This is a genomic window from Endozoicomonas sp. GU-1 (genome assembly GCF_027366395.1).
In the GTDB taxonomy this organism is placed as follows: Bacteria; Pseudomonadota; Gammaproteobacteria; order Pseudomonadales; family Endozoicomonadaceae; genus Endozoicomonas.
Map to the genome: position 1 here is coordinate 3,603,205 of NZ_CP114771.1, position 21,250 is coordinate 3,624,454.

25 protein-coding genes are annotated in these 21,250 nt (G+C 50.8%); 16 read left to right on the plus strand and 9 right to left on the minus strand.

Annotated elements, in window-relative coordinates:
* The first annotated feature begins 211 nt into the window (after window positions 1–211).
* From O3276_RS15045 to O3276_RS15055, 3 genes are all read left to right on the plus strand, one after another.
* Window positions 212–1,213, plus strand: coding sequence for an XdhC family protein (locus tag O3276_RS15045; protein ID WP_269672074.1), 1,002 nt, complete (start codon window positions 212–214; stop codon window positions 1,211–1,213).
* Window positions 1,200–1,793 carry a nucleotidyltransferase family protein gene (locus O3276_RS15050; RefSeq protein WP_269672075.1) on the plus strand — a complete coding sequence of 198 codons (594 nt, stop codon included), beginning with the start codon at window positions 1,200–1,202 and terminating at the stop codon, window positions 1,791–1,793. The genes O3276_RS15045 and O3276_RS15050 overlap by 14 nt, the downstream gene beginning before the upstream one ends.
* Window positions 1,794–1,883: 90 nt before the next feature.
* Window positions 1,884–2,825 carry a hypothetical protein gene (locus O3276_RS15055; RefSeq protein ID WP_269672076.1) on the plus strand — a complete coding sequence of 314 codons (942 nt, stop codon included), beginning with the start codon at window positions 1,884–1,886 and terminating at the stop codon, window positions 2,823–2,825.
* 60 nt (window positions 2,826–2,885) lie between these two features.
* Here the strand turns inward: O3276_RS15055 and slmA are convergent, their stop codons facing one another.
* The 4 genes from slmA to coaBC form a co-directional block, all read right to left on the minus strand.
* Window positions 2,886–3,476 (minus strand): nucleoid occlusion factor SlmA, encoded by a 591-nt coding sequence (gene slmA, locus O3276_RS15060; RefSeq protein ID WP_269672077.1) that lies wholly within the window; start codon window positions 3,474–3,476, stop codon window positions 2,886–2,888.
* An 8-nt stretch (window positions 3,477–3,484) separates the two neighbouring features.
* Entirely contained in the window at window positions 3,485–4,387 is a 903-nt protein-coding gene (gene argB / locus O3276_RS15065; RefSeq protein WP_269672078.1) for an acetylglutamate kinase, read from the minus strand.
* Between the two features lie 167 nt (window positions 4,388–4,554).
* The gene (gene dut, locus O3276_RS15070) at window positions 4,555–5,010 is read right to left on the minus strand and encodes a dUTP diphosphatase (protein ID WP_269672079.1); all 456 of its coding nucleotides are present in this window, start codon (window positions 5,008–5,010) and stop codon (window positions 4,555–4,557) included.
* 38 nt (window positions 5,011–5,048) lie between these two features.
* Window positions 5,049–6,299: a bifunctional phosphopantothenoylcysteine decarboxylase/phosphopantothenate--cysteine ligase CoaBC gene (coaBC, locus tag O3276_RS15075; protein ID WP_269672080.1), complete on the minus strand. Its 1,251-nt coding sequence runs from the start codon at window positions 6,297–6,299 to the stop codon at window positions 5,049–5,051.
* A 130-nt stretch (window positions 6,300–6,429) separates the two neighbouring features.
* Between coaBC and radC the strand changes: the two genes are divergently transcribed.
* Window positions 6,430–7,101: a RadC family protein gene (radC, locus tag O3276_RS15080; protein ID WP_332328273.1), complete on the plus strand. Its 672-nt coding sequence runs from the start codon at window positions 6,430–6,432 to the stop codon at window positions 7,099–7,101.
* Between the two features lie 23 nt (window positions 7,102–7,124).
* Here radC and yihA read toward each other — a convergent pair whose 3' ends face one another.
* Complete coding sequence (gene yihA / locus O3276_RS15085) at window positions 7,125–7,784, minus strand: ribosome biogenesis GTP-binding protein YihA/YsxC (RefSeq protein WP_269672081.1); 660 nt, start codon at window positions 7,782–7,784, stop codon at window positions 7,125–7,127.
* A 350-nt stretch (window positions 7,785–8,134) separates the two neighbouring features.
* Between yihA and O3276_RS15090 the strand changes: the two genes are divergently transcribed.
* From O3276_RS15090 to O3276_RS15120, 8 genes are all read left to right on the plus strand, one after another.
* Window positions 8,135–8,551 carry a c-type cytochrome gene (locus tag O3276_RS15090; protein ID WP_442876522.1) on the plus strand — a complete coding sequence of 139 codons (417 nt, stop codon included), beginning with the start codon at window positions 8,135–8,137 and terminating at the stop codon, window positions 8,549–8,551.
* A complete protein-coding gene (locus O3276_RS25800; RefSeq protein WP_442876523.1) occupies window positions 8,463–8,741 on the plus strand; it encodes a c-type cytochrome in 279 nt (92 codons plus the stop codon). The genes O3276_RS15090 and O3276_RS25800 overlap by 89 nt, the downstream gene beginning before the upstream one ends.
* A 174-nt stretch (window positions 8,742–8,915) precedes the next feature.
* Window positions 8,916–9,698, plus strand: a complete 783-nt coding sequence (locus O3276_RS15095; protein ID WP_269672082.1) for a thiol:disulfide interchange protein DsbA/DsbL — start codon at window positions 8,916–8,918, stop codon at window positions 9,696–9,698.
* A gap of 151 nt (window positions 9,699–9,849) precedes the next feature.
* A complete protein-coding gene (locus tag O3276_RS15100) occupies window positions 9,850–10,725 on the plus strand; it encodes an endonuclease/exonuclease/phosphatase family protein (protein ID WP_269672083.1) in 876 nt (291 codons plus the stop codon).
* Between the two features lie 365 nt (window positions 10,726–11,090).
* Window positions 11,091–11,666: a nucleotidyl transferase family protein gene (locus O3276_RS15105; RefSeq protein WP_269672084.1), complete on the plus strand. Its 576-nt coding sequence runs from the start codon at window positions 11,091–11,093 to the stop codon at window positions 11,664–11,666.
* Window positions 11,663–12,277, plus strand: coding sequence for an NUDIX domain-containing protein (locus tag O3276_RS15110; RefSeq protein ID WP_269672085.1), 615 nt, complete (start codon window positions 11,663–11,665; stop codon window positions 12,275–12,277). Before O3276_RS15105 ends, O3276_RS15110 begins: the two co-directional genes overlap by 4 nt.
* Window positions 12,252–12,833: a hypothetical protein gene (locus O3276_RS15115; protein ID WP_269672086.1), complete on the plus strand. Its 582-nt coding sequence runs from the start codon at window positions 12,252–12,254 to the stop codon at window positions 12,831–12,833. Before O3276_RS15110 ends, O3276_RS15115 begins: the two co-directional genes overlap by 26 nt.
* 47 nt (window positions 12,834–12,880) lie before the next feature.
* Entirely contained in the window at window positions 12,881–13,225 is a 345-nt protein-coding gene (locus O3276_RS15120; RefSeq protein ID WP_269672087.1) for a hypothetical protein, read from the plus strand.
* 65 nt (window positions 13,226–13,290) lie between these two features.
* Here O3276_RS15120 and def read toward each other — a convergent pair whose 3' ends face one another.
* Entirely contained in the window at window positions 13,291–13,902 is a 612-nt protein-coding gene (gene def, locus O3276_RS15125) for a peptide deformylase (RefSeq protein ID WP_269672088.1), read from the minus strand.
* Between the two features lie 161 nt (window positions 13,903–14,063).
* Here def and purU point away from each other — a divergent pair, with 161 nt between their 5' ends.
* Both purU and O3276_RS15135 read left to right on the plus strand, forming a co-directional pair.
* Entirely contained in the window at window positions 14,064–14,918 is an 855-nt protein-coding gene (gene purU / locus O3276_RS15130; RefSeq protein ID WP_269672089.1) for a formyltetrahydrofolate deformylase, read from the plus strand.
* 110 nt (window positions 14,919–15,028) lie between these two features.
* Window positions 15,029–15,313, plus strand: coding sequence for a Lar family restriction alleviation protein (locus tag O3276_RS15135; protein ID WP_269672090.1), 285 nt, complete (start codon window positions 15,029–15,031; stop codon window positions 15,311–15,313).
* Here O3276_RS15135 and znuA read toward each other — a convergent pair.
* On the minus strand, window positions 15,306–16,247 hold the full coding sequence (gene znuA, locus O3276_RS15140) for a zinc ABC transporter substrate-binding protein ZnuA (RefSeq protein WP_269672091.1): 942 nt from the start codon (window positions 16,245–16,247) through the stop codon (window positions 15,306–15,308). The genes O3276_RS15135 and znuA overlap by 8 nt on opposite strands.
* Before the next feature lie 209 nt (window positions 16,248–16,456).
* Here znuA and O3276_RS15145 point away from each other — a divergent pair, with 209 nt between their 5' ends.
* Window positions 16,457–17,107 (plus strand): hypothetical protein, encoded by a 651-nt coding sequence (locus O3276_RS15145; RefSeq protein ID WP_269672092.1) that lies wholly within the window; start codon window positions 16,457–16,459, stop codon window positions 17,105–17,107.
* Window positions 17,108–17,350: 243 nt separating this feature from the next.
* Here O3276_RS15145 and O3276_RS15150 read toward each other — a convergent pair whose 3' ends face one another.
* Window positions 17,351–17,527 carry a hypothetical protein gene (locus O3276_RS15150; RefSeq protein ID WP_163372284.1) on the minus strand — a complete coding sequence of 59 codons (177 nt, stop codon included), beginning with the start codon at window positions 17,525–17,527 and terminating at the stop codon, window positions 17,351–17,353.
* A 227-nt stretch (window positions 17,528–17,754) separates the two neighbouring features.
* Here O3276_RS15150 and uvrD point away from each other — a divergent pair, with 227 nt between their 5' ends.
* Entirely contained in the window at window positions 17,755–19,932 is a 2,178-nt protein-coding gene (gene uvrD, locus O3276_RS15155; RefSeq protein WP_269672093.1) for a DNA helicase II, read from the plus strand.
* Window positions 19,933–20,050: 118 nt separating this feature from the next.
* Here uvrD and O3276_RS15160 read toward each other — a convergent pair whose 3' ends face one another.
* Window positions 20,051–21,040, minus strand: a complete 990-nt coding sequence (locus O3276_RS15160) for an ankyrin repeat domain-containing protein (protein WP_269672094.1) — start codon at window positions 21,038–21,040, stop codon at window positions 20,051–20,053.
* Between the last annotated feature and the right edge of the window lie 210 nt (window positions 21,041–21,250).

Genomic DNA, 21,250 nt, shown 5'->3' on the forward strand with positions numbered 1-21,250 from the left:
TCCGAGAATAGCGCCCGTAGCGAGGATGGCAGAAAATTGAGGATAAAAATTCCGTTTTGTGAGGTGAATAGCGGGGCTATTTGCCGAACAAAACGGAATTTTTAGACCAATTTGCTGCCACCGCAGTAGGGCAGTCTATTCTCGGACAGGCTCCTAGGAGCCTGTCCGAGGGACGAAGACCCGTTATGTGCAAAGGTTTAATTAAAACAATATGCAAGGTTCACAATTAGAAGTATTAAATGGTTGTTTATCCTGCCTTGAGCAAGGCGAGAACATTACCCTCGTCAGTGTGGCTAAAACCTGGGGCACTTCCCCCCGCCCGGTAGGCTCCCTTTTAGCAGTAAGTTCTTCTGGTCGTTTTTTTGGCAGTGTCAGTGGCGGTTGTGTTGAAGAAGATTTGATCGAACAGCTAGCCCAACACCCGGTCAGATTTGTACAAAAAATCATGTACGGAGAAACGGCCGAAGAGCGTCACCATTTTGGATTGCCTTGTGGCGGTGCTTTAGAACTGATGGCGGAACCTCTTAATGATATTAAAGATGTTAAATTTCTGATTGATCATATTGCAACCAGAAAAACCTGCTTAAGAAAGGTAAGCCTGGAAACGGGTCAGGTGACTTATCTTACCTGGCAACAACAGGCACCCGAGCTGTCACCAACCCACTGGCAAAACGTATTTGGCCCAACCTGGCGCTTAATGGTGATTGGTGCCGGTGAAACTGGCCGATACCTGGCTGAATTTGCCCGGGGCCTTGGGTTTGAAGTGTTGGTTAGTGATCCCAGGCCTGATTATCGGAGCAACTGGCCCTTACCAGGCTTGCCGCTGTTACCAGGTTTTCCTGACGATATCATTCAGGATTTAAACGTGGATGTTCGTACAGCTATTGTCGCCGTCGCCCATGATCCGAAAGTAGACGACATGGCGTTACTCACCGCCTTAAAAAGCGATGCCTTCTATGTTGGTGCCCTTGGCTCGAAACTCAACAACCAGGAACGCCGCGCCCGCCTCAGGGAACACTTTGATTTCACTGAAGCTGAAGTTAACCAGCTCCATGGCCCGGTGGGATTAAATATCGGCAGTAAATCCCCGGCTGAAATTGCGTTGTCTATTCTTGCTGAAATCACAGCCATTAAAAATGGCATACAGCCTGGTAAGGCACTGGAAAAGAAAGAAGATCAACTCAGTCAGACGGCCGCCTGTGACATCCGTTAGCATTTCAGCATCGAACTCTGGCGAGAAAATAACGGCGGTTATTTTAGCCGCCGGTAAAGGTACGCGATTTAACGGCCATAAAATGATGCATGATATTAACGGCATCCCTATGGCCATCCGCAGTGCATTGAATGCTCAGCCCCATGTCCATCACGTTTTAGTCATCGTCAGACCGCAGGATCACCGCCTTAAACGTGCATTGGATAAATACCGGCTTTCCTACACAAACAACCCTGATTTTGAACAAGGTATGAGTTCATCCATTGTGCAAGCCATTGACCATATTCCTGACGATCAGAATATCCTTCTCTGCCTGGGAGACATGCCCCACATCGAACCTGATACTTACCAGCGCCTTATTGCAGGTTTTAGACAACATGAATTCAAGAAAATCATCAGGCCGATCTATCAATCTGAAGATCCGATTCCGGCTCACCCCGTGTTATTTCCGGCGTCTCTTCAGGCAGATTTGAAGTTACTCAGTGGTGATGCAGGGGCTAAATCTATTCTTAAGATCCACCAGCCGATTTTGCTGGAAACATCTGACGAAGGCGTGATCAAGGATATTGATTACGCTTGAGATCCTGACCAACTTGCCTGAGTATAGTGAAATCATCCGGAAACGCTGATACGCAGCAGAAAATAAAGCCAACAGAGATACCTGCGAAGTATGAGACTGACACAGCTATTGATACTGTTCTTGACGGGCATACTGTCTGCAACCGTAGCCAATCCGGCTGCGGCGCAGAACCTGTACAAATATAAAAACCACGAGGGCGTGACGGTTCTCTCATCCAATATGCCCAGTGAATTCGTTCACCTGGGATACAGCATTCTTGACAGGAATGGCCGCACCATTGACACCATTCCCCCGGTACTGACCAACCATCAGAAGGTTCAACTGGAAAACCTTGAATCCCGGGTGGCTCAGCAAGAGCGTGAGGCAGAGATTGATCAGGAGCTGCTCTTTCTTTATGGCAGTCCGGATGAAATATACGACGCCATGTATCGCAAACTGGATGAACTTGAGCAAAAGGTGAGCGAGATGCAGAACCTTGAAATCATCCTGGCCAAAAATATTGACGACAAGCGTCTGCAGATTAAAAAAGCAGGGGATAAAGCACCGGACTACCTTTACAAAGAGCTGGACAACCTGAAGGAGCAGAAGGAAACCTACAGTGACCGGGCGGCCACGTATAATCGTGAGAAATCCCTGCTGAAGCAGCAATACACCGCTTCTGCCGAGCGGCTGAAAACATTGTTAAAGCAGAAGAACCTGACGGATATTGAGGCTGTTACCCGTGAACAACTGGTTGGAAAGTGGCGTATTCGTGAAGATATTGCCATGGACTGGAACCTCGATCACAGTGGCTCCTTTGACATGTTCTTTCAGAAACTGGGAACGCTCGCATCGGAAAAGAGTTTTGGTACCTGGCAGCTCAGCAATAACCAGATCATCTTTTCGATTCGCCGGAAACAGGAAAAAGACGCCATTGGTGACGAGGAAAGCAGACGCATCGCAGAGGAAAAGCGAATTCAGGTGATTAAAGCAACAAAGAATGAACTGCAAATTATTATGAATGGCAAAGCCATCAGCTTATACCGGTCATAATGGAATCATTGGTCAGGTATCCGGTGCCTGACCATGGCCAGACACCAGGAAAACCAGAACTTATCTAAACGCCGCCGCAGAAAGAATTAGCCACTGATCCGCCCAGTTTTCCGTGGGCTTGCGCTTGAATTCACTGCGAACATACTGGGCAATCCGGCCTTCGGCAGCAGCCAGCATCATATTTGCCGTTACGCTGACGGTCAGGCGGGGTCGCACACCTTCCTTGATTTCCGCTTCACGTAACGTCTGCTTGAGTTGTGTCTCCAGACGGTCAAACAGCTGAGTCACACGCTGGCGCAACCGCTCGGTCTCACCAGCCAATGCATCCCCGGTCAGGATACGGGTCAAGCCGGGGTTTTTCTCACAGAAGCCAATCAGCAACAGCAGGATTTTTTCACACCGTGCAGTCACATGAGGCTCTTCAGAAAGAATCAGCGAGATTCGGGAAAACAGCGTCTCCTCAATAAACTCGATCAGCCCTTCAAACATTTTTGCCTTGCTCGGGAAGTGACGGTAAAGGGCCGCTTCGGAGACACCCACCGCTCTGGCCAGGGCCGAGGTGGTAATCCGGTTCCCCGGAGCCGTCTCCAGCATATGAGCCAGGGCTTCCAGAATCTGCTGCTTGCGAGAAATTTTCTGAGACATATCCATTATGAGTACTAAACACTATCTCCGGTTATCAGGGTGCCCACTCCCCGGTCAGTTAACAGTTCAAGCAGAACGGCATGTGGCACCCGGCCGTCAATGATGTGCGCTGTTTTTACACCGCACTTCACGGCATTAAGCGCGCATTGTATCTTGGGAAGCATACCGCCATAAATAGTTCCGTCAGCAATTAATGCTTCGACCTGCTCTGAGTTCAGTCCGGTCAGCAGGTTGTCATCCTTATCCAGCAGGCCTGCCGTATTGGTCAGTAACAACAGCTTTTCTGCCACCAGCTCTTCGGCCAGGCGTCCGGCAACGAGGTCGGCGTTGATATTGTAGGAGGCACCGGCATCATCCACCCCGATAGGCGCAACCACCGGAATAAAATCGGAGTTTTGCAACATGGTGATAATGTCGGTGTCGATGGATTCCACTTCGCCCACCTGACCAATATCAATAATCTCCTGTGCGGTTATTTCCGGGGTCATCTCGGTCACCAGCAACCGTTTGGCACGAATAAATCGACCATCCTTGCCGGTAACACCTACAGCCCGCCCGCCATTGTTGTTGATAAGTGTCACTATCTCCTTGTTCACCAGTCCGCCTAATACCATCTGTACCACATCCATGGTAGTGGAGTTGGTGACTCGCATGCCCTGCACAAAACGGCTTTCGATGTTCAGCCGTTTCAGCATATCGCCTATCTGTGGACCGCCACCGTGAACCACCACAGGATTAATACCCACCGCCTTCAGCAAGACCACGCCCTGGGCAAAGCTGTTTTTCAGTTCGTCGTTTTCCATGGCATTGCCACCGTATTTAACGACGACGGTCTTACCGGCGTAGCGTTGCAAATAGGGCAGTGCCTCGGTCAGAACCGTGGCTATTTCCTGAGAGGATAAAGCAGGCTTATCCATGACTCCTCCTGGGGTGCTCTAACTGATTGAGCATGGTGTCCGGGCCTGTTGACGTTTCGTGGCGGGCTCAATTTGAAATGGCAACGAAACATCAACAGGCCCTGGTTATTTTTTATTGGTGGCGGGCCTGGCACAATCAGCCACGCCCTGGTGACAAAAAGCCGTAATCAGTGGGTTCCGGAGTGCCCAAAGCCTCCGGCACCGCGGTCACTTTCATCAAAGCTTGCCACAATCTCCAGTCGGGCCTGAACCACGGGAACCAGTATTAACTGGGCAATACGCTCCCCCGGCTGAATCGTGAACGTGGTATTTCCCCGGTTCCAGCAGGAGACCATCAGCTGCCCCTGGTAGTCAGAGTCAATCAGTCCCACAAGATTACCCAGAACGATGCCATGCTTATGACCCAGGCCGGAGCGGGGAAGGATCATTGCCGCCAGGGACGGGTCTTCAATGTGGATGGCCATACCGGTAGGCAGCAACTGGGTTTGCCCCGGTTCCAGGGTCATCGGTTGCTCAAGACAGGCTCGCAGATCAATACCTGCTGAGCCTTCTGTGGCATATTCCGGCAATGGAAACTCTGTGCCCAGCCGTGGATCCAGAATACGGGTTTTCAGTGTTCTCATGTCGTTTAATTCCCTGTGTATTTACCGTGAAATGCCTTTCAAGGCTGTTCATCAGTTTCAGTTTTGGGCTGTTGGCTTTTCCACTTTCTGAAACGGCGGGCAACAATTTGCAGCAGCTTGCGGGACACCACTTTTTTCGATGCTCTTGGCAATGGCTCTTCCAGCGCTTCGCCGATGACAGTGACTTCATTGCTGTCGCTGCTGAAGCCAATCTCCCGGTCACCCACATCATTGGCCACCACCAGATTCATCTTCTTGCGGCGCATCTTATCCGCAGCGTAGCCCAGCACATTGTGCGTCTCTGCGGCAAAACCCACCACAAAGGGCGGTGTGTCCAGAGCAGTGACCGAAGCAATAATGTCGGGGTTCCGTACCAGTTTAATCTCCAGAGTTTCACTGCCATTGTCAGGGTCTTTCTTGATCTTTTCCCGGGCAACCTCGGCAGGGCGATAGTCACTGACAGCAGCACAACCGATAAAGATATCCACACCGGCTATCCGGTCATGAACCGCCTGATGCATATCCCTGGCACTGACCACATCCACCCGCCTGACCCGATCCGGTGTGTCCAGATTCACCGGGCCACTGATCAGGGTAACCGTTGCCCCGGATGCAACCGCCGCTTCGGCAATGGCAAAGCCCATTTTTCCGGAACTGTGGTTGGAAATATAGCGAACCGGATCAATATCTTCGCGGGTGCCGCCAGCGGTGATCATGATATTCACCCCGGTGAGAATATCATGGCTGAACAGCCCCGATGTTTTTTCCACAATCAGCTCAGGGTCGAGCATCCTGCCCGGGCCGATATCACCACAGGCCTGGCTGCCATCACCCGGGCCAAACAAATGGATATTCCGCTCCAGCAGCTCTTCACAATTTCGCTGAGTCACACTGTCACGCCACATCCCCTGGTTCATGGCCGGTGCCAGACAGATAGGCGCACTGGTGGCCAGGCACAGGGTGGTTAACAGATCATCCGCATGGCCACCGGCCAGTCGTGCAATAAAGTCAGCCGTGGCAGGGGCAATCAGAACCACATCCGCCCAGCGGGCCAGTTCGATATGCCCCATGGCCGCTTCTGCCCCAGTGTCGAGCAGATCCAGATGCACCGGGTTGTGGGACAGTGCCTGCAGGGTTAACGGGGTAATAAACTCACAGGCGGCACTGGTCATGACCACACGGACATCAGCCCCCAGTTTGGTCAGCAGACGAATCAGCTCTGCACTCTTATAAGCAGCAATGCCACCGGTAACACCAAGAACAATGCGTTTGTTACTTAGCTGTTGCATAGGTTGCAAATTTCCTCAGGGAATTAAACCGGCAATTTTTTGTCTGAGTAGTCAGGAACCGCACAGAACGCCATGGGCTACTCACCATAAATCCGCTCCATCATAGCAGTGAATAGCTGACGGCATAACCATCATACAAGCCCGGAGTCATCATTTGCTGCCCAGAGAAAAGATACTGGCTATGGGCCCTGCAGCCCTCACTGAAGCGGAGCTGTTGGCACTGCTGTTAAGAACCGGTTGCCAGGGTATGAACGTGATGGAACTGGCCAGCCATCTGCTGGAACAGTTTGGTGGCCTGGAAAAACTGCTGACCACCCGCCACCAGCATCTTATGTCCGTTAAAGGCCTTGGGCCTGCCAAAGCCACGCAGCTCAGCGCCACCTTGGAGCTTTGCCGAAGGGTACTGCGTGAAAAGGTAGCCAACTCCGATGTTATCTCCAGCCCGGGGTCAACCCGGGAGTACCTGCAGCTGCACTTCCAGGGTCTTCAGCGGGAGCAGTTTGCCTGTCTTTTTCTGGATACCCGGCACCGGGTTATTACGCTGGAGACACTCTTTCAGGGCACCTTGAACACAGCCACCGTTCATCCCAGGGAGGTGGTGAAGCAGGCGCTGGCATTGAATGCGGCATCACTGATTCTCTGTCACAACCACCCATCGGGCGATCCTGAGCCCAGTCAGGCTGACATTCGCATTACCCAACGGTTGAAAGAGGCGTTGCAACTGGTGGATATTCAGGTGCTGGACCATATGATTGTGGGACAGGGGAAGATACTATCCATGGCGGAACGTGGCCTGGTTTAGCTTTCCATGCTCAGCAGTGAAACCTAATCATCAGACTCCGGGTGCTCGTCACCGTCATAAATGTCATCGGGCTCAGGCGCAAGAAACCACTCATCCAGTTTCATAGAGAGCTGATCAACACCGGTTTTCTTGAGGGAAGAGAATAACTGAACACTCACCTGTGGGAATCGGGACAGATCCTTTTTGAGGCTGTTCAGAACCTGTTTGGCGGCCCCCTGTTTCAGTTTGTCCGCCTTGGTGAGCAGTATGTGCAGCGGTAAGTTTGCACTTACACTCCAGTTAAGCATCATCTGATCGAACTCTTTCATCGGATGACGAATATCCATCAACAGCACCAGGCCAACCAGCGCCTCACGGCGCTCCAGATAATCGGTCATGTGATGCTGCCACTCTTGCTTCATGGCTTCAGGCACCTTGGCATAACCGTAGCCCGGAAGATCCACCAGAAAGACACCATCCTGCACGTCAAAGAAGTTGATGAGCTGGGTTCTTCCCGGCGTCTTACTGGTACGAGCCAGCTTGTTGGAACCCGTCAGCGCATTCAGGGCGCTGGACTTTCCTGCATTAGAACGGCCTGCAAAGGCCACTTCACGACCTTCATTCTCCGGACACTGGCTTAGCCTGGCCGCGCTCTTGTAAAAAGAGGCCTGGCGGTAATTTAATGAAGATCTGGTATCACTCATGGGGTTTCATCTATTCCAGTAATCTTTGCTGATTGCCAATAAGCCGATGATAAATAAGCACGGGACTCAATAAATCACGTAAAAGAGATCAGCAAACGGGCGACGGGAGTCTGTCCGACTCCCGGGTATCACTTCCAACGGATCGATATCGCTCTGCCTGTACCGGTCGCCGGTTGAGTAGTTTATACTATCGTCGTTCAAGGTACATGCCGTCATGTCACCTGATGCTGAAGCAGACAGAAAGCAGATGCGAATCTCTGTATGGGTCTTGTTTCGCTAAACAATAAAAGCTGTCAGGTCTGATGAATAATAACAGCCATTTGAGGCAAACGCCGTAACTGGGTCAGGTAATGAAAAAAGTCATTCTCACTCTGGTAATTTCTTTGGGGATAACGGGCATCGCCTTTGCCAAAGGCGATGCAGCAGCTGGCAAGAGCAAAGCAACGACCTGCGCCGCCTGCCATGGTGCCACAGGGGTCAGTCTTGCTCCAAACTGGCCAAATCTCGCCGGTCAGGGGGAGCGTTACCTGATCAAACAGATCACTGAAATCAAGGATGGCTCGCGCTCTGTGCCAGAGATGATGCCCTTCGTCAGCGCTCTGACCACGCAGGATATTGCTGACCTGGCGGCTTACTTTGCCAGTCAGCCTGCCCCTCAGGGAGCAACAGACGCCAAGTATGTCACATTGGGTCAAGCACTTTACCGTGGTGGGGGATGCCAAGAAAGGTATTCCGGCCTGCTCCAGCTGTCACTCTCCCACAGGTAAGGGTAACTTCCTGGCGGGCTTCCCCTTACTGGCGGGCCAGAATGCAGAGTACACCGCCAAGCAGCTGCGCGATCTTCGTGAAGGTGATCGAACCAACGATGGTGACACCAAAATCATGAGAACCATTGCCGAGAAGATGAGCAATAAAGAGATCGAAGCGGTTTCTCACTACATCAGCGGTCTTCGTTGATCGTTTCTTTTACCTGATCACTGACAGAAGTCTGAGTCTTACCGGCTTCTGTCATTTTCCTCTCATCCAGACCTGCCTGCTTGATCAGACTTCCTTTTCGTCAGATGCTGGCGTAATGTGTCGTCTATAAAGCGCCGTATCCCTGAATAACAATGAAAAACAGAGGACTCCCGTATGATAAAAAAAACGAAGGGTATATTAGGTATCGCTGCATTCCTGGGAATCGCCACGGTCGCAGCGGGTTATCTGTTTGATGCCCAACAGAGTCAGGAGGTGACCGTTACTCAAAATACCCCGGTAGCTCAGGCCAGCACGACCACGCACTCAGCAGCCGGTGATACCTCATCAGCATCAACCATTACTCAATCCGGTCCACCGCAATTATTTCAGCCAGGCCAGCACTATCGGGTTTTATCCAATCCGGTCAACACGGATGCCATACCGGAGAAAGTGGAGGTAGTCTCCATTTTCTGGTACGGGTGCCCACACTGTTACGCGCTGGAGCCCAGGATTGAACAGTGGCAACAGACCTTGCCTGGTGATGTTGAGTTTATTCGAACGCCCGGTTTCTTCGGCCCTAACCTTTGGCAGACCCACGCCCGGCTTTACTATACTGTGCGCAGTTTGGGACTGGAAGAGCAGGTTCATGCCGGTATCTTCAGTGAAATACAGAACCGCCGAAATCAGCTCAAGGACGGTGAACAAATGGCCGAGTTCCTGAATCGGGAGTTTGGTGTTGAACCTGAGGCGTTTAATAAAGCGTTCAAGGGTTTCGGTGTTAATAATCAGCTGCAAAAAGCCTTCTCCAAACTGAAAGGCTACAGGCTGTCTGGTGTACCCGCCATCGTAATCGATGGGAGATATGTGGTTGAACCCGGGCTGGCTGGATCACTGGCTAATATGCCAATAATTGCCGACTACCTGATCCGGAAAGTTAAACAGGATCGGAAAGGTTAGAAACATTGCAGCAGTGGTTAAATGTCAAACATTCTGGCTTTTAACCACTTTCATTTGGTAAATCATCGAGCATTCTTTGCAGGAAGTCGGATAAAAGGCCTTTAATATCTGTCTATCAGTTTCCCTTGTCCATTTCTGGCGGTAAAACACTATGCCCATTCGAACCCTTACAGGTGCCATTCGACGACGTTTACACCGGCAGCGTTGTCAGTACCGTTCCGGGCATATTCATCATTCGGCACCGGATGGATTCCCCCGTCAGCTCAACAAAAAGACCCTCAAGCTGCTCAGCTTTAATATTCAGGTGGGCATCAATACGCAGCAATACCGCCATTATCTGACCCGCAGCTGGCAGCATATTCTGCCTCACGCCAAACGCCAGGCGACCCTTGACCGGATTGCCAGCGTTCTTCCTGACTTTGACCTTGTTGCCTTGCAGGAAGCCGACGGTGGCAGTATTCGCAGCAGCTTTATTAACCAGACTGAATATCTGGCCCTAAAAGGACACTTCCCTTACTGGTATCACCAGATCAACCGCAACCTTGGTAAGCTGGCACAACACAGTAATGGCTTTCTTAGCCGGTTTGAGCCTCTATCGCTGGAAGACCATAAACTGCCCGGACTCATTCCCGGCCGGGGTGCGATTGTCGCCCGCTTTGGCAACCCTGAGGAGCCTCTTACGGTGGTGATGATGCATCTGGCCCTGAGCAAAAGGACCCGAAATATCCAGCTTTCCTATATCCGTGATGTTGTGCAGCACAATCAGCATGTGGTGCTGATGGGGGATATGAACACCCACGCAGATCAATTACTCAATGACTCACCGCTGAAAAATACCTCCCTTCATGCGGCACACTGGGGGCAAAATACCTTTCCCAGCTGGCAACCCAAGCGTTCTCTGGATCATATTCTGATCAGCCCATCCCTGATTGTTAATCGATTTGGCGTTATCGATATGCCCATCACGGACCATTTGCCGGTATCTGTGGAAATCCGGGTGCCTGACTCCGTCTTGAGCAAAGTGTGATTCATCGAAATAGGGCTGAAGCTTCTCAGGCTCTGTTGGCAGGGTATATGAGCAATGCTGGTCGACTACCACAAGGCAGGAAAAAATAAAAAAGGCCCGATATCAAGGGGGGAAGTAAGGAGGGAGATATCGGGCCTCGAAAAAAAAGCCATCACTGTTTCAGTGAAGGGGAGTCATTCCAGAAGGTGCATCTTACCTGACACACATTATTTGCCTATCAGTAAAAAACCCGCACCGGGTACGTAATGAATCTTTAACCGCTTCGGAATAAACCCACTGTCTGGTTGCCTTCGGTAGACCCTGTAAAATCGATATAATGAAGCCACGCTTTTGTCAGCGCGGATACCATCAAACACGGAGACTCAATGATGAGCCCTATCAAGCTGGGTGTTTTTGGCTCAGCATTTGACCCACCAACACTTGGGCATCTGGATGTGTTACAACAGGCAGCCACCTGCCATGACTGCATCCTGCTGGTTCCCAGTGCCTTTCATGCTTTTGCCAAAAACCCTCTGCCATTCGGCCTCCGTGTGCAGATGCTGCAATGCTTTATTGATGAAGCAGAAGCTGGCTGCCCCCTGGAGGTATGTGACCTGGAAGCAGAACTGCTGGAACAGAATCCCGGCAGGCCGGTATACACCTATGACCTGATGGCAGCCTTGACCAGTCAGTACCAGGATAAAGCCACACTGTCCTTCATCAGAGGGCCGGATAATGCCAGGCCTGAAACCTGGAACCGATTTTATAAATCACAGGAAATTGAGGAAACGTGGCCGATCTTTACTGCCACTGAACGGGTGGCCATCCGCAGCAGTGAGGTCCGCAATATTCTTGAATCCGCAAAAATAGCCGATGATCTTCAGCAGGGGTTGAATATGCTGCTACCTTCTGTTCAGGCCTTTATTATCAATAACAACTTATACCAGACAGGGAACCCATGAAGCTTTCAGGTCTTGATGCCCGCGATGTACAGGTTCAGGAAGAGGCAAAGGTTTATTCAGGCTTTCTGAAGCTCTTTAAATACACGATTACGCATCGGCTCTTTAACGGGGGAATCAGCCGTCCCCTGATCCGTGAAGCCACCGTCAGGCCACCCTCTGTGGGCGTTATATTGTTTGATCCGGTGCATGACCAGGTAGTTCTGGTGGAGCAATTCCGCATGGGGCCTTTTTTGAGTGACGATGACCCCTGGTTGCTGGAAGTGGTTGCCGGCATCAGTGAGCCTGGCGAAACCTTGGAAGAAGTTGCCCTGCGCGAAGTAGAGGAAGAGACCGGTTATCAGATTACCTCATTAATGCCGGTCTCGGATTTCTATGTCAGCCCCGGTGCCAGTAACGAAAAGCTCAAGCTGTTCTGTGGTCTGGTAGACGCCACGGCTGCTGGCGGCCTTTTCGGTGTTGCCGATGAAGGGGAGGATATCAAGGTTCATGTTCTTCCCTTCCAGGAAGCTTATGATATGGTGGAAGACGGAAGGATTGCCAATGCTCCAGCGGTCATTGCATTGCAATGGCTTAAGCTGCATCACCATGAGTTATGCCAACATGAAAAATAACCTCTTCCCAACCTGGCTCCGGCAACGGTATGCCTTTATCTTTATTGTCACCTTTTTTGCGGTGACGCTCGCTGGATGCCAGACCAACGGCAAGATTTTCCCTGAATTGAAGCAGGAAAAGCTCACAAAGGATAATAATTGGACCATATTCCCCTTTATCAGCCACGCTAAAGTCCCATCCGAGGATCTTATTCAGCTTGAACGTATGTTGTTGGTCCAACTGCCCTCGAAAGGTATAAAAAACCCTACAATTTATCACTTACCTAAAACTTTCTCGGTTCCGGATTACCTTTCCGAGGTGTTCCAGGTTGAGCAAGCGCGCGTGTGGGCCATCAGTCAACACATCAAGTACTCCATATCCGCTGAAATTCTTGAATGGCACTTTGACCAGCAGAATCGCTTTTCCACAGCTCTGAGTTTGAAAGTTAATGATTTATCATCGGGAGACCTGGTTTGGAGCATAGATGGCCTGGGAGAAGGGCGACCTGGTGAAGCGGCCTACGATGTGAGCCGCAGACTGATTGCTGATCTGGTGGCTGCCATGCCGCTTCAATAAGGCACCGGAAAACGGATACCAATTAATCAAAAACGAGAGAAAAGGACATGCTCTACGTACTCAGGGATGATAATAATCAGGTGTGTGCCGTTTCAGAGAAACCACTGTCCAATGAGTGGCAACAGACTGGGATGGACGACGAAAGCCTGATGCTCTTTCTGCACAATAATCCGGAAATCAGCTCCGGCATTATGGCGTCTTCTGATGCCGATTTCATCCGGGTACTTGAGGATGTGATCGATCTATTAATTGATAAGCAGATCATCCAGTTTACTGAGTTTCCCGATGTTGTTCAGGCAAAACTACTCCATCGTCGCAGATATCGTGAAAGTCTCAGGAGTAATGCGGATACTACGCAGCTTCTGGAAGATGGTGATGACAGCATCTTTTAATTGAAAATCGGCGATCGTCAGAGCCAGATGGCTTTCATATGAATTCTTAATGCCTGGTCAGCAGGCTATCTTTCCGCCGAAATCATCCCCGGTGGTGTTATTCGGGCATTGATGGTTGGCCAGTTTTCCGGCCAGCGGCTCTGGGTTTCCATTGATATATTGGGCACCATCAGCGTTGTTTCATCAACCCGTTCCGGAAACAAGATCCCGTCCAGGTGATCAATTTCATGCAGCATAACCCTGGCGGCAAACCCATCCAGAACAGCCTCAATAATATTGCCCTGATCATCAAAGCCCCTGACTTTGACGTTTGCCGGTCTGTTCACCCATCCTCTGATACCCGGAACGGACAAACACCCCTCCCATGTCCAGCAGGTTTCCTGACTGACTTCTATGATCTGGGGATTGATCCAGAATGAAAGCGGAATATCGGGCACGGCGGGATAACGTGATTTCGTCTCTTCAGTCACGCCTATGCACAATACCCTTGACCCCCAGCCAATCTGAGGCGCGGCAATACCAATACCGTTTGCCTCAATTTGCCTGTTACGCAGAGTCTGGAGATTGTGCTGGAAATCATCGGTCAATATATCATCAACACACACCTGTTGATGTTGCTGAAAAAGCAGGGGATCACCCATGATGACCAGATCCGGGCTATCAGGCAAACGCATCATGACAAGAACCACTCCACATCTGGTTATGATCAATCAGTGTAACTTAATGACCCCGCAGAACGGTGAAAATTCCACTGAAGCACTGATCAGCATCAGGCAAAATATGATTTCATAGCGACTTCTACTTATAATTGCTGCTCAATTTACGTTTATTAAGCACCATGAACAGAACTTATCGCTTACTTGTTTCCTGCCCGGACGCTACAGGCATCGTAGCCACCGTCAGTGACTTTATCGCCAGACACGGCGGCTGGATTGTTGAAGCCAATCATCACTCTGATCCAGTGACCAGGCGCTTTTACATGCGCAACGAAATCAAAGCGGACAGTCTGCCTTTTTCTCTGGATGAATTTAAACATCATTTCACCCCTGTTGCTGAAAAACTCAGTCTGGACTGGCGCATCAATGACTCAGGAATCCCACAGCGTGTTGCCCTTCTGGCCAGTAAAGAGGCCCACTGCCTGTCTGACCTGCTTTACCGCTGGCGAAGTGGCGACCTGAACATGGAAATACCCTGTGTCATCTCCAATCATGAAGATTTGCGCAGCTATGTGGAGTGGCATGGTATTCCCTATCACCATGTACCTGTGGATAAAGGGGATAAGGCATCGGCCTTCGAGGCAATGACATCACTGCTGGAGCAGTACCGTGTTGATACAGTTGTACTTGCACGCTATATGCAAATTTTGCCACCGCAACTGTGTGAGCAGTATGCCGACCGTGTCATTAATATCCATCACAGCTTTCTGCCTTCCTTTGTGGGTGCCAAGCCCTACCATCAGGCCTACGAGCGAGGCGTTAAGCTGGTGGGTGCCACATGCCACTACGTGACGGAAATCCTTGATGCGGGCCCGATCATCGAGCAGGACGTCATCCGGGTTGGGCATCACCACTTGCCAGAAGATATGGTGCGCTTAGGAAAGGATGTCGAGAAAAGTGTACTGGCGCGGGGATTGAGGTATCACATCGAAGACCGGGTTATTGTTGATGGCAGCAAGACCATTATTTTAGGATAGTGCTATACGATTGCCGCCATCCTGTGGATAAGCTGTGAAAGTCTGTGCATAAGCTATGAATACACAGGGTATAACCAATCCATGACGCAGATATCGCTCAGGGAAGAGTCATGAAACTACAGTCCTGCCCCTGTTGCCGGGGTAAAGCCATATTTGCCGACCTGATCATCGGCAAAGGCAGTCAACGGGTAAAAATGTGGCAGGTCAGCTGCACTGGCTGTGGTTTATCCACAGAAATGGATGAAGATAAGAGATATGTGGCAAAACGCTGGAATCTTCGCCAGGAGTACGCAAATCTGAAAATGTGGGTAACATTGCTGGCAGGGCTACTGCCAGCGTCGATTATCATCAGTCTGCTGCTTGGCAACCTGATGGGTATCAGCCTGATCAGCTGAGTTTATCACTCTTCTTCACCGTACCCTGAATACAACTGGTGATATTATCCACAAGCTGGTTGATAAACTTCGCATAGCTTTCAGGTCCGGATTGAATATTTTCTGCTAATGGGTCAAGTACACCAACTCGTACGGAAAGCCCTTCTGTCAGCCGCTCAATATAAGCAGGCTGAAACTGTGGTTCCCGGAAAATACAAGCTGACCCCGCTTTGTCCAACTGCCCCTTCAGGCTTACCAGGTGCCGGGCCCCGGGTTGCTGCTCAGGATTCAGGGTGAAATAGCCGGCAACTTCCAATCCATACTGCTCTTGTAAATAGCCATAGGCATTATGAAAAACGAAAAATGGCTGCCTGCCTGATTGTTCTACTTTTTGACCGTTGCGCACGTCCGTCTGGTCCATGCTGTTCAGAAACAGAGCAAGATTACGCTGATAGCGAGACTGGTTAACCTTGTCCACAGACATCAACACCCGGGCCATCTCTCTGGCAATAACTCTGGCGTTATCGGTGCTCAACCAGATATGAGGGTCATAGTCACCATGATCGTGATGCTCTCCATGCTCGTGAATATGGTGCTCATGCTCTTCACTGCTGCGCAGGCGAATACCGTGCATGTCCATCGCGGATACGGCTTTTACCCCCTTTGCCGAGGCCAGCATTTTGGGCAGGAACGTCTCCATTGAAGGGCCTACCCAGAAAATGACATCCGCATTTCTTAACTTGCGGGCATCAGAGGGCTTGAGGCTATGGCTGTGAGGTGAGCTTCCCGGAGGCAACAATACCTCAGTATCAGTCACCCCCTCCGTCACCGCCTGGGCAATCAGCTGCAAGGGCTTGATGCTGGCCAGCACTTTTGGTGATTCTGCACGCGCACAAAAGCTGGCAGTCATTAGCAACACTGATATCAGCAACTGTTTAATGGGGACAAACTGCATACGAAAACCGCTTCTTTTGGAAAGCGTTATAATATAACACTTCAATCTAAATAGGTATCAGGATGAATGGTCTACACTGAAGGCGGTCAATTTTGCCCCGAAGGCTAACGGCATGAGCAAGCTTCAAACTTAAAGAGTTCTGTTGTCATACAATCAGCCTTTCAGGATTATCCCTTAGGTTATCTCAATACTACTATCGGGGAATATTCGTGCCATACTGGACAAAACTTCCATGTAAGTATTCAAGCCTGACTCCGCTTTGTAATGGCCCCACTCTGGCTACCAGAAGTGGTGATATCGGATTCTATGTAACGGTCTCTGGTGATGACAGCTTCGTGTTTGAACACACTGTGATTGTTGGTCGCAGTAACAATTTGCTGGTTCACTCGAACAAGATGCTGGGAGTGTACACAAGTAATCTGAACAAACACAGGCAAGCCGTGTTTTTTCGTTTCAAGGGTGACCCTCTCACTGCTTTAGGGGCCTGCGATATTGCTCACCTTTGGTCTCGTGGGCATCGCCACTCGGGTGTTCAGGATTTTGAAGGAACAACACAGCAACGAGTTGGATTCTCCAGTGCTCACTGGAAAGGATATCGTTCAGCTATCGCAGGGCTTGGCTCGTGTGCTTTTGGAGACGCAGCCAGAAGGCGATTGGAGAAGTACCAAAACAGATCACAACTCACGCCCAAAAATGTGATCTGCTCAGAAATGGCCACTCTTCTCTATCAACTATTCGTTATTGAAGAAGACGAGAGTATGGGTTTCATCAAACTTGATGCCAAGCATTCGCTTCCCGGGACCCTGGCTTTATATCTTTTTGAGAGCCCTTTTTGGAATCTTGCTGGCCGGGGAAAATAATAGACGCCTCCTGGACCATTAACGAAAGGGAAACAAACCTCTACCCGGGAGTAAGCAAAGGCTCGCAGTTATTTGAAGTGGTTATACCAACTCCGCCTTCTAAATATGATAATGAACAAGTCATTTTGGACCGCTGGGCAAGGCGGAATGACGAGTAATAGCAAAGCTATTGCGAGGAATTCCAACGAAGATCCAGCGGTTCAAGATGGCTGCGCAGTTCATATTTAGAAGGTGGAGTTGGTATTAGATGCCTTCCCAGTAATCTTCCCCAAAGATGGCGCTGAGCCGTTTGTCTTCTTCCCGATCCTCAAGTGCTCTGCGGATTTGCAGGGAACGCTTGGAACCTTTCTGCTCAAGTTCAGGACGGATCAGGTGCTCATCCAGAATGAACTCTTTCTCGGCTTTTTTACCTTTTCCCATAACAGCATCCTCTTCTTGTATTTGTTATTAAATGATGCCTGATTACGATTACCAAAATATTAAATTACTGCTCGTACGACAACTACTCATGTCGTATAAAAATGTGCGATAAATCGCACAAATCAACCATTACAAGACCTCATGGCGCAGTTTCGCTAAACTCTCACTGTTCTGGAAAATACTCTCCCCATCACCAGGGGGCATCGACTTCTGACTGAAAGATTCTTATGGACGTAACCTCAATACTTGATTCACTGAATGATGCACAGCGCAGTGCTGTTGCAGCTCCCGTCAGCTCTATGCTGGTTCTGGCCGGTGCCGGTAGTGGTAAAACCCGCGTGCTTGTCCACCGGATCGCCTGGCTGGTGCAGGCTGAAGCCATGTCCCCTTATTCGGTGATGGCGGTAACCTTCACCAACAAGGCCGCGGCAGAGATGCGCTCACGTATTGAGGAACTGCTGGGCATCGCCCCCAGGGGAATGTGGGTGGGTACGTTTCATGGTCTTTCCCACCGTCTGCTCAGGGCACACTGGAAGGAAACAGGGCTGCCCGAAAACTTTCAGATTCTGGACAGCGACGATCAGCTGCGCGTGCTCAAGCGGATCATGAAAGCCATGCAGCTGGATGAACAGAAGTGGCCGCCACGTCAGGCCCAGTGGTTTATCAACAGCAAAAAAGATGAAGGACTTCGTCCCGATTACATCGATCCCGGTTACGACCCATTCGAACGCACCATGGTTGATGTTTATCGACGCTACCATGAATACTGCGAACAGGTGGGAGTGGTGGACTTCGGGGAGCTGCTGCTGCGGGCACACGAGCTGCTGCTGAAGCGGGCCGATATTCTCCAGCATTACCGTGAACGTTTCCGATACATTCTGGTGGATGAGTTTCAGGATACCAACGCCGTGCAGTATGCCTGGCTGCGATTGCTGGCGGGAGACCAGGACAAGCTGATGGTGGTGGGTGATGATGACCAGTCCATTTATGGCTGGCGCGGTGCCAGAATTGAGAATATACGTCAGTTCACCCATGACTTCCCCAATGCCCAGACCATCAAGCTGGAACAGAATTACCGCTCTACCGGCAATATCCTGCAGGCCGCCAATGCCGTTATTGCCAATAACCCGGATCGTCTGGGAAAAGAGCTGCGTACCGATGGTGATAAAGGCGAGCCAGTGCACCTGTACGCTGGCTTTAACGAGATGGACGAAGCCCGATTTATTACTGACCGGATTAAAGATGCCATCACCAAAGGCACGGCCCGCAGCGATATTGCCATCCTTTACCGGTCCAATGCGCAGTCCCGTATTCTTGAAGAGGCGATGCTCCGGGCTGCGATCCCCTATCGAATCTACGGTGGGCAGCGCTTCTTTGAACGGGCAGAGATCAAAAACGCTCTGGCCTATCTCCGGCTTGTCCGCTCGCCGGATGACGACACCTCTCTGGAGCGGGTGATCAATATTCCCACCCGGGGTATCGGTGAGAAAACTGTAGAAAAGCTCAGAGAGGCGGCCCGTAGTCAGGGTATTTCTCTCTGGCAGGCATTAAAGAACCTGGTGGCAGCCTCAGCGGTGGGCGGTAAGGCGGGTAAATCCATGGCCACTTTTGTGGAACTGATCGAGTCCCTGAGCCATGCCGGTGAAACACTGGATCTGGGTGAGCTATCCGACCATGTGGTCACCATGAGCGGCCTGATTGACCACCACAGCAAAGAGAAAGGCGAGAAAGGTCAGGCCCGGGTGGAAAACCTGGAGGAACTGGTGAATGCCTGTCGTCAGTTTGATATGGACGAACTGTTCCTTGATGACGAGCAGGGGGAAGAAACCGAAACCATGACGCCCCTGGATGCCTTCCTGGCCAATGCCGCACTGGAAGCGGGCACCAGTCAGGCCGATCAGTTCCAGGACAGCGTGCAGATGATGACGCTTCACTCTGCCAAGGGGCTGGAGTTTCCGCTGGTCTTTCTGGCCGGTATGGAGGAGGGGTTATTCCCCCATAAAATGTCGTTGGATGAAGGCAACCTTGAGGAAGAGCGTCGGCTTTGTTATGTGGGTATTACCCGAGCCATGAAAACCCTGTATCTGACCTATGCCGAAAGCCGACGTCTGTACGGCAGTGAAACCATGAACCGCCCTTCCCGTTTTATTCGGGAGATCCCCGGTGAACTGCTCCAGGAAGTGCGCCTTGGTGGCACCATTACCCGACCGGTAGCGACTCGCATGGCACCGGCATCCCCTGACCATGGTCTGTCACTGGGCCAACGCGTCCATCACAACGTGTTTGGTGAGGGAATCGTGATTAATTACGAAGGTGATGGCAACCAGGCCCGGGTGCAGGTCAATTTTGATTCTGAAGGTGCTAAATGGTTGATGATGGCTTACGCCAACCTGTCTCCAATCTAAGGGCATGGCTGGAAACCCGTTTCCAGCGTTCCTCTGTTAACACCGTCCGGGCTGAGTACTGGGGCTTGACGAAGAATCAAAGCCTGGCGGCACCTTTAGAAGCGTGCATATTTCCTGCCTATGCCTGCTGCTGTGCTTTCAGCTCCTGCGACGTTTTTGCCCCTTTGGCAATCAGGCGTTCTGCGCACGCAGGGTTGCTCCTGTGTTTGGCGAGGTCCAGTGGTGTGATGCCAGGGCGTTCAGTAGCGACGGCATTGACATTCGCTCCCTTGAAGAGCAGCGCTTCCACGCAATCGACCCTTTCCCAATTGGCTGCGTGGTGCAGAGGAGTGAGGCCAAATGTACAGGTAACGTGGATATCTATCCCCGGGGTGTCGAGCAGCAACTTCAGGCTATCGGTGTTACCCTTTGCGGCGGCCCAGTGTAAAGGAGTGAGACCATAGACATCCTTGGCATTGATATCCACCCCGGGGTGAGCAATCAGCAATTTCAGGCAATCAGTGTGACAGGGGTTACCATTTGTGGCAGCCCAGTGTAAAGGAGTGAAACCATCGTCTTCGAGGGCACTGACATTCACTCCCGGGGTCTTGAGCATCACCTTGAGGGAATCGGTGTCACCACAAAAGGCGACCATGTGTAAAAGGGTGGATCCATCGCTTAAGGTAGCGTTGACATTCGCGCCCGCCATGCACAAAAGCTCCAGGCATTTGCTATTCCTTTCCTGCAAAGTAATTAACAACAGACGTTTATCCAAAGGTATGCTGGCACCATGATCGGCTTTAATCTTCAGAATCAGTGCCAGTGCTCGCCAATTTCCGGAGCGGCAGGCGTACTCCTCTAGCGATTTGGATTCGCAAAGCAATGGCAGCACGGGAAGCTTCTGACATTCGGAACAGCGGCGTTGGCCCAGTTTAAGTTGCTGCTGATCAGTCAGTAGGGGAATACAACCAAGGTGAAGCTGGCATCCGTACTGACACGATGCCTTGACTTGCAACCGGCCAGCAAATTCGTTTGTGGTGCCGCCATCTTGCTCCTGACAGATACTACATTTAAACAACTGATCGCCAGTATTAACCCTGACACTATCCATGTTTGCACCTGTATTCATGACTATTAACTGCCATGAGACAATAAGCCGCAGAGGAAGTTCCTTATCCTGAGTAACTGCCATTTTTTTCCTGTTCGCAACAAAACCTCAACAGGCCCTGAGGCTCCTGCGTCGAAGCCTCGTTATTAATGGCAGCTTGTCAGCTTCCACCTATCCAATTACTATGCTTCTGTCGTGTTCCCCATAAATAAGATTACGAAAACAGGGTCC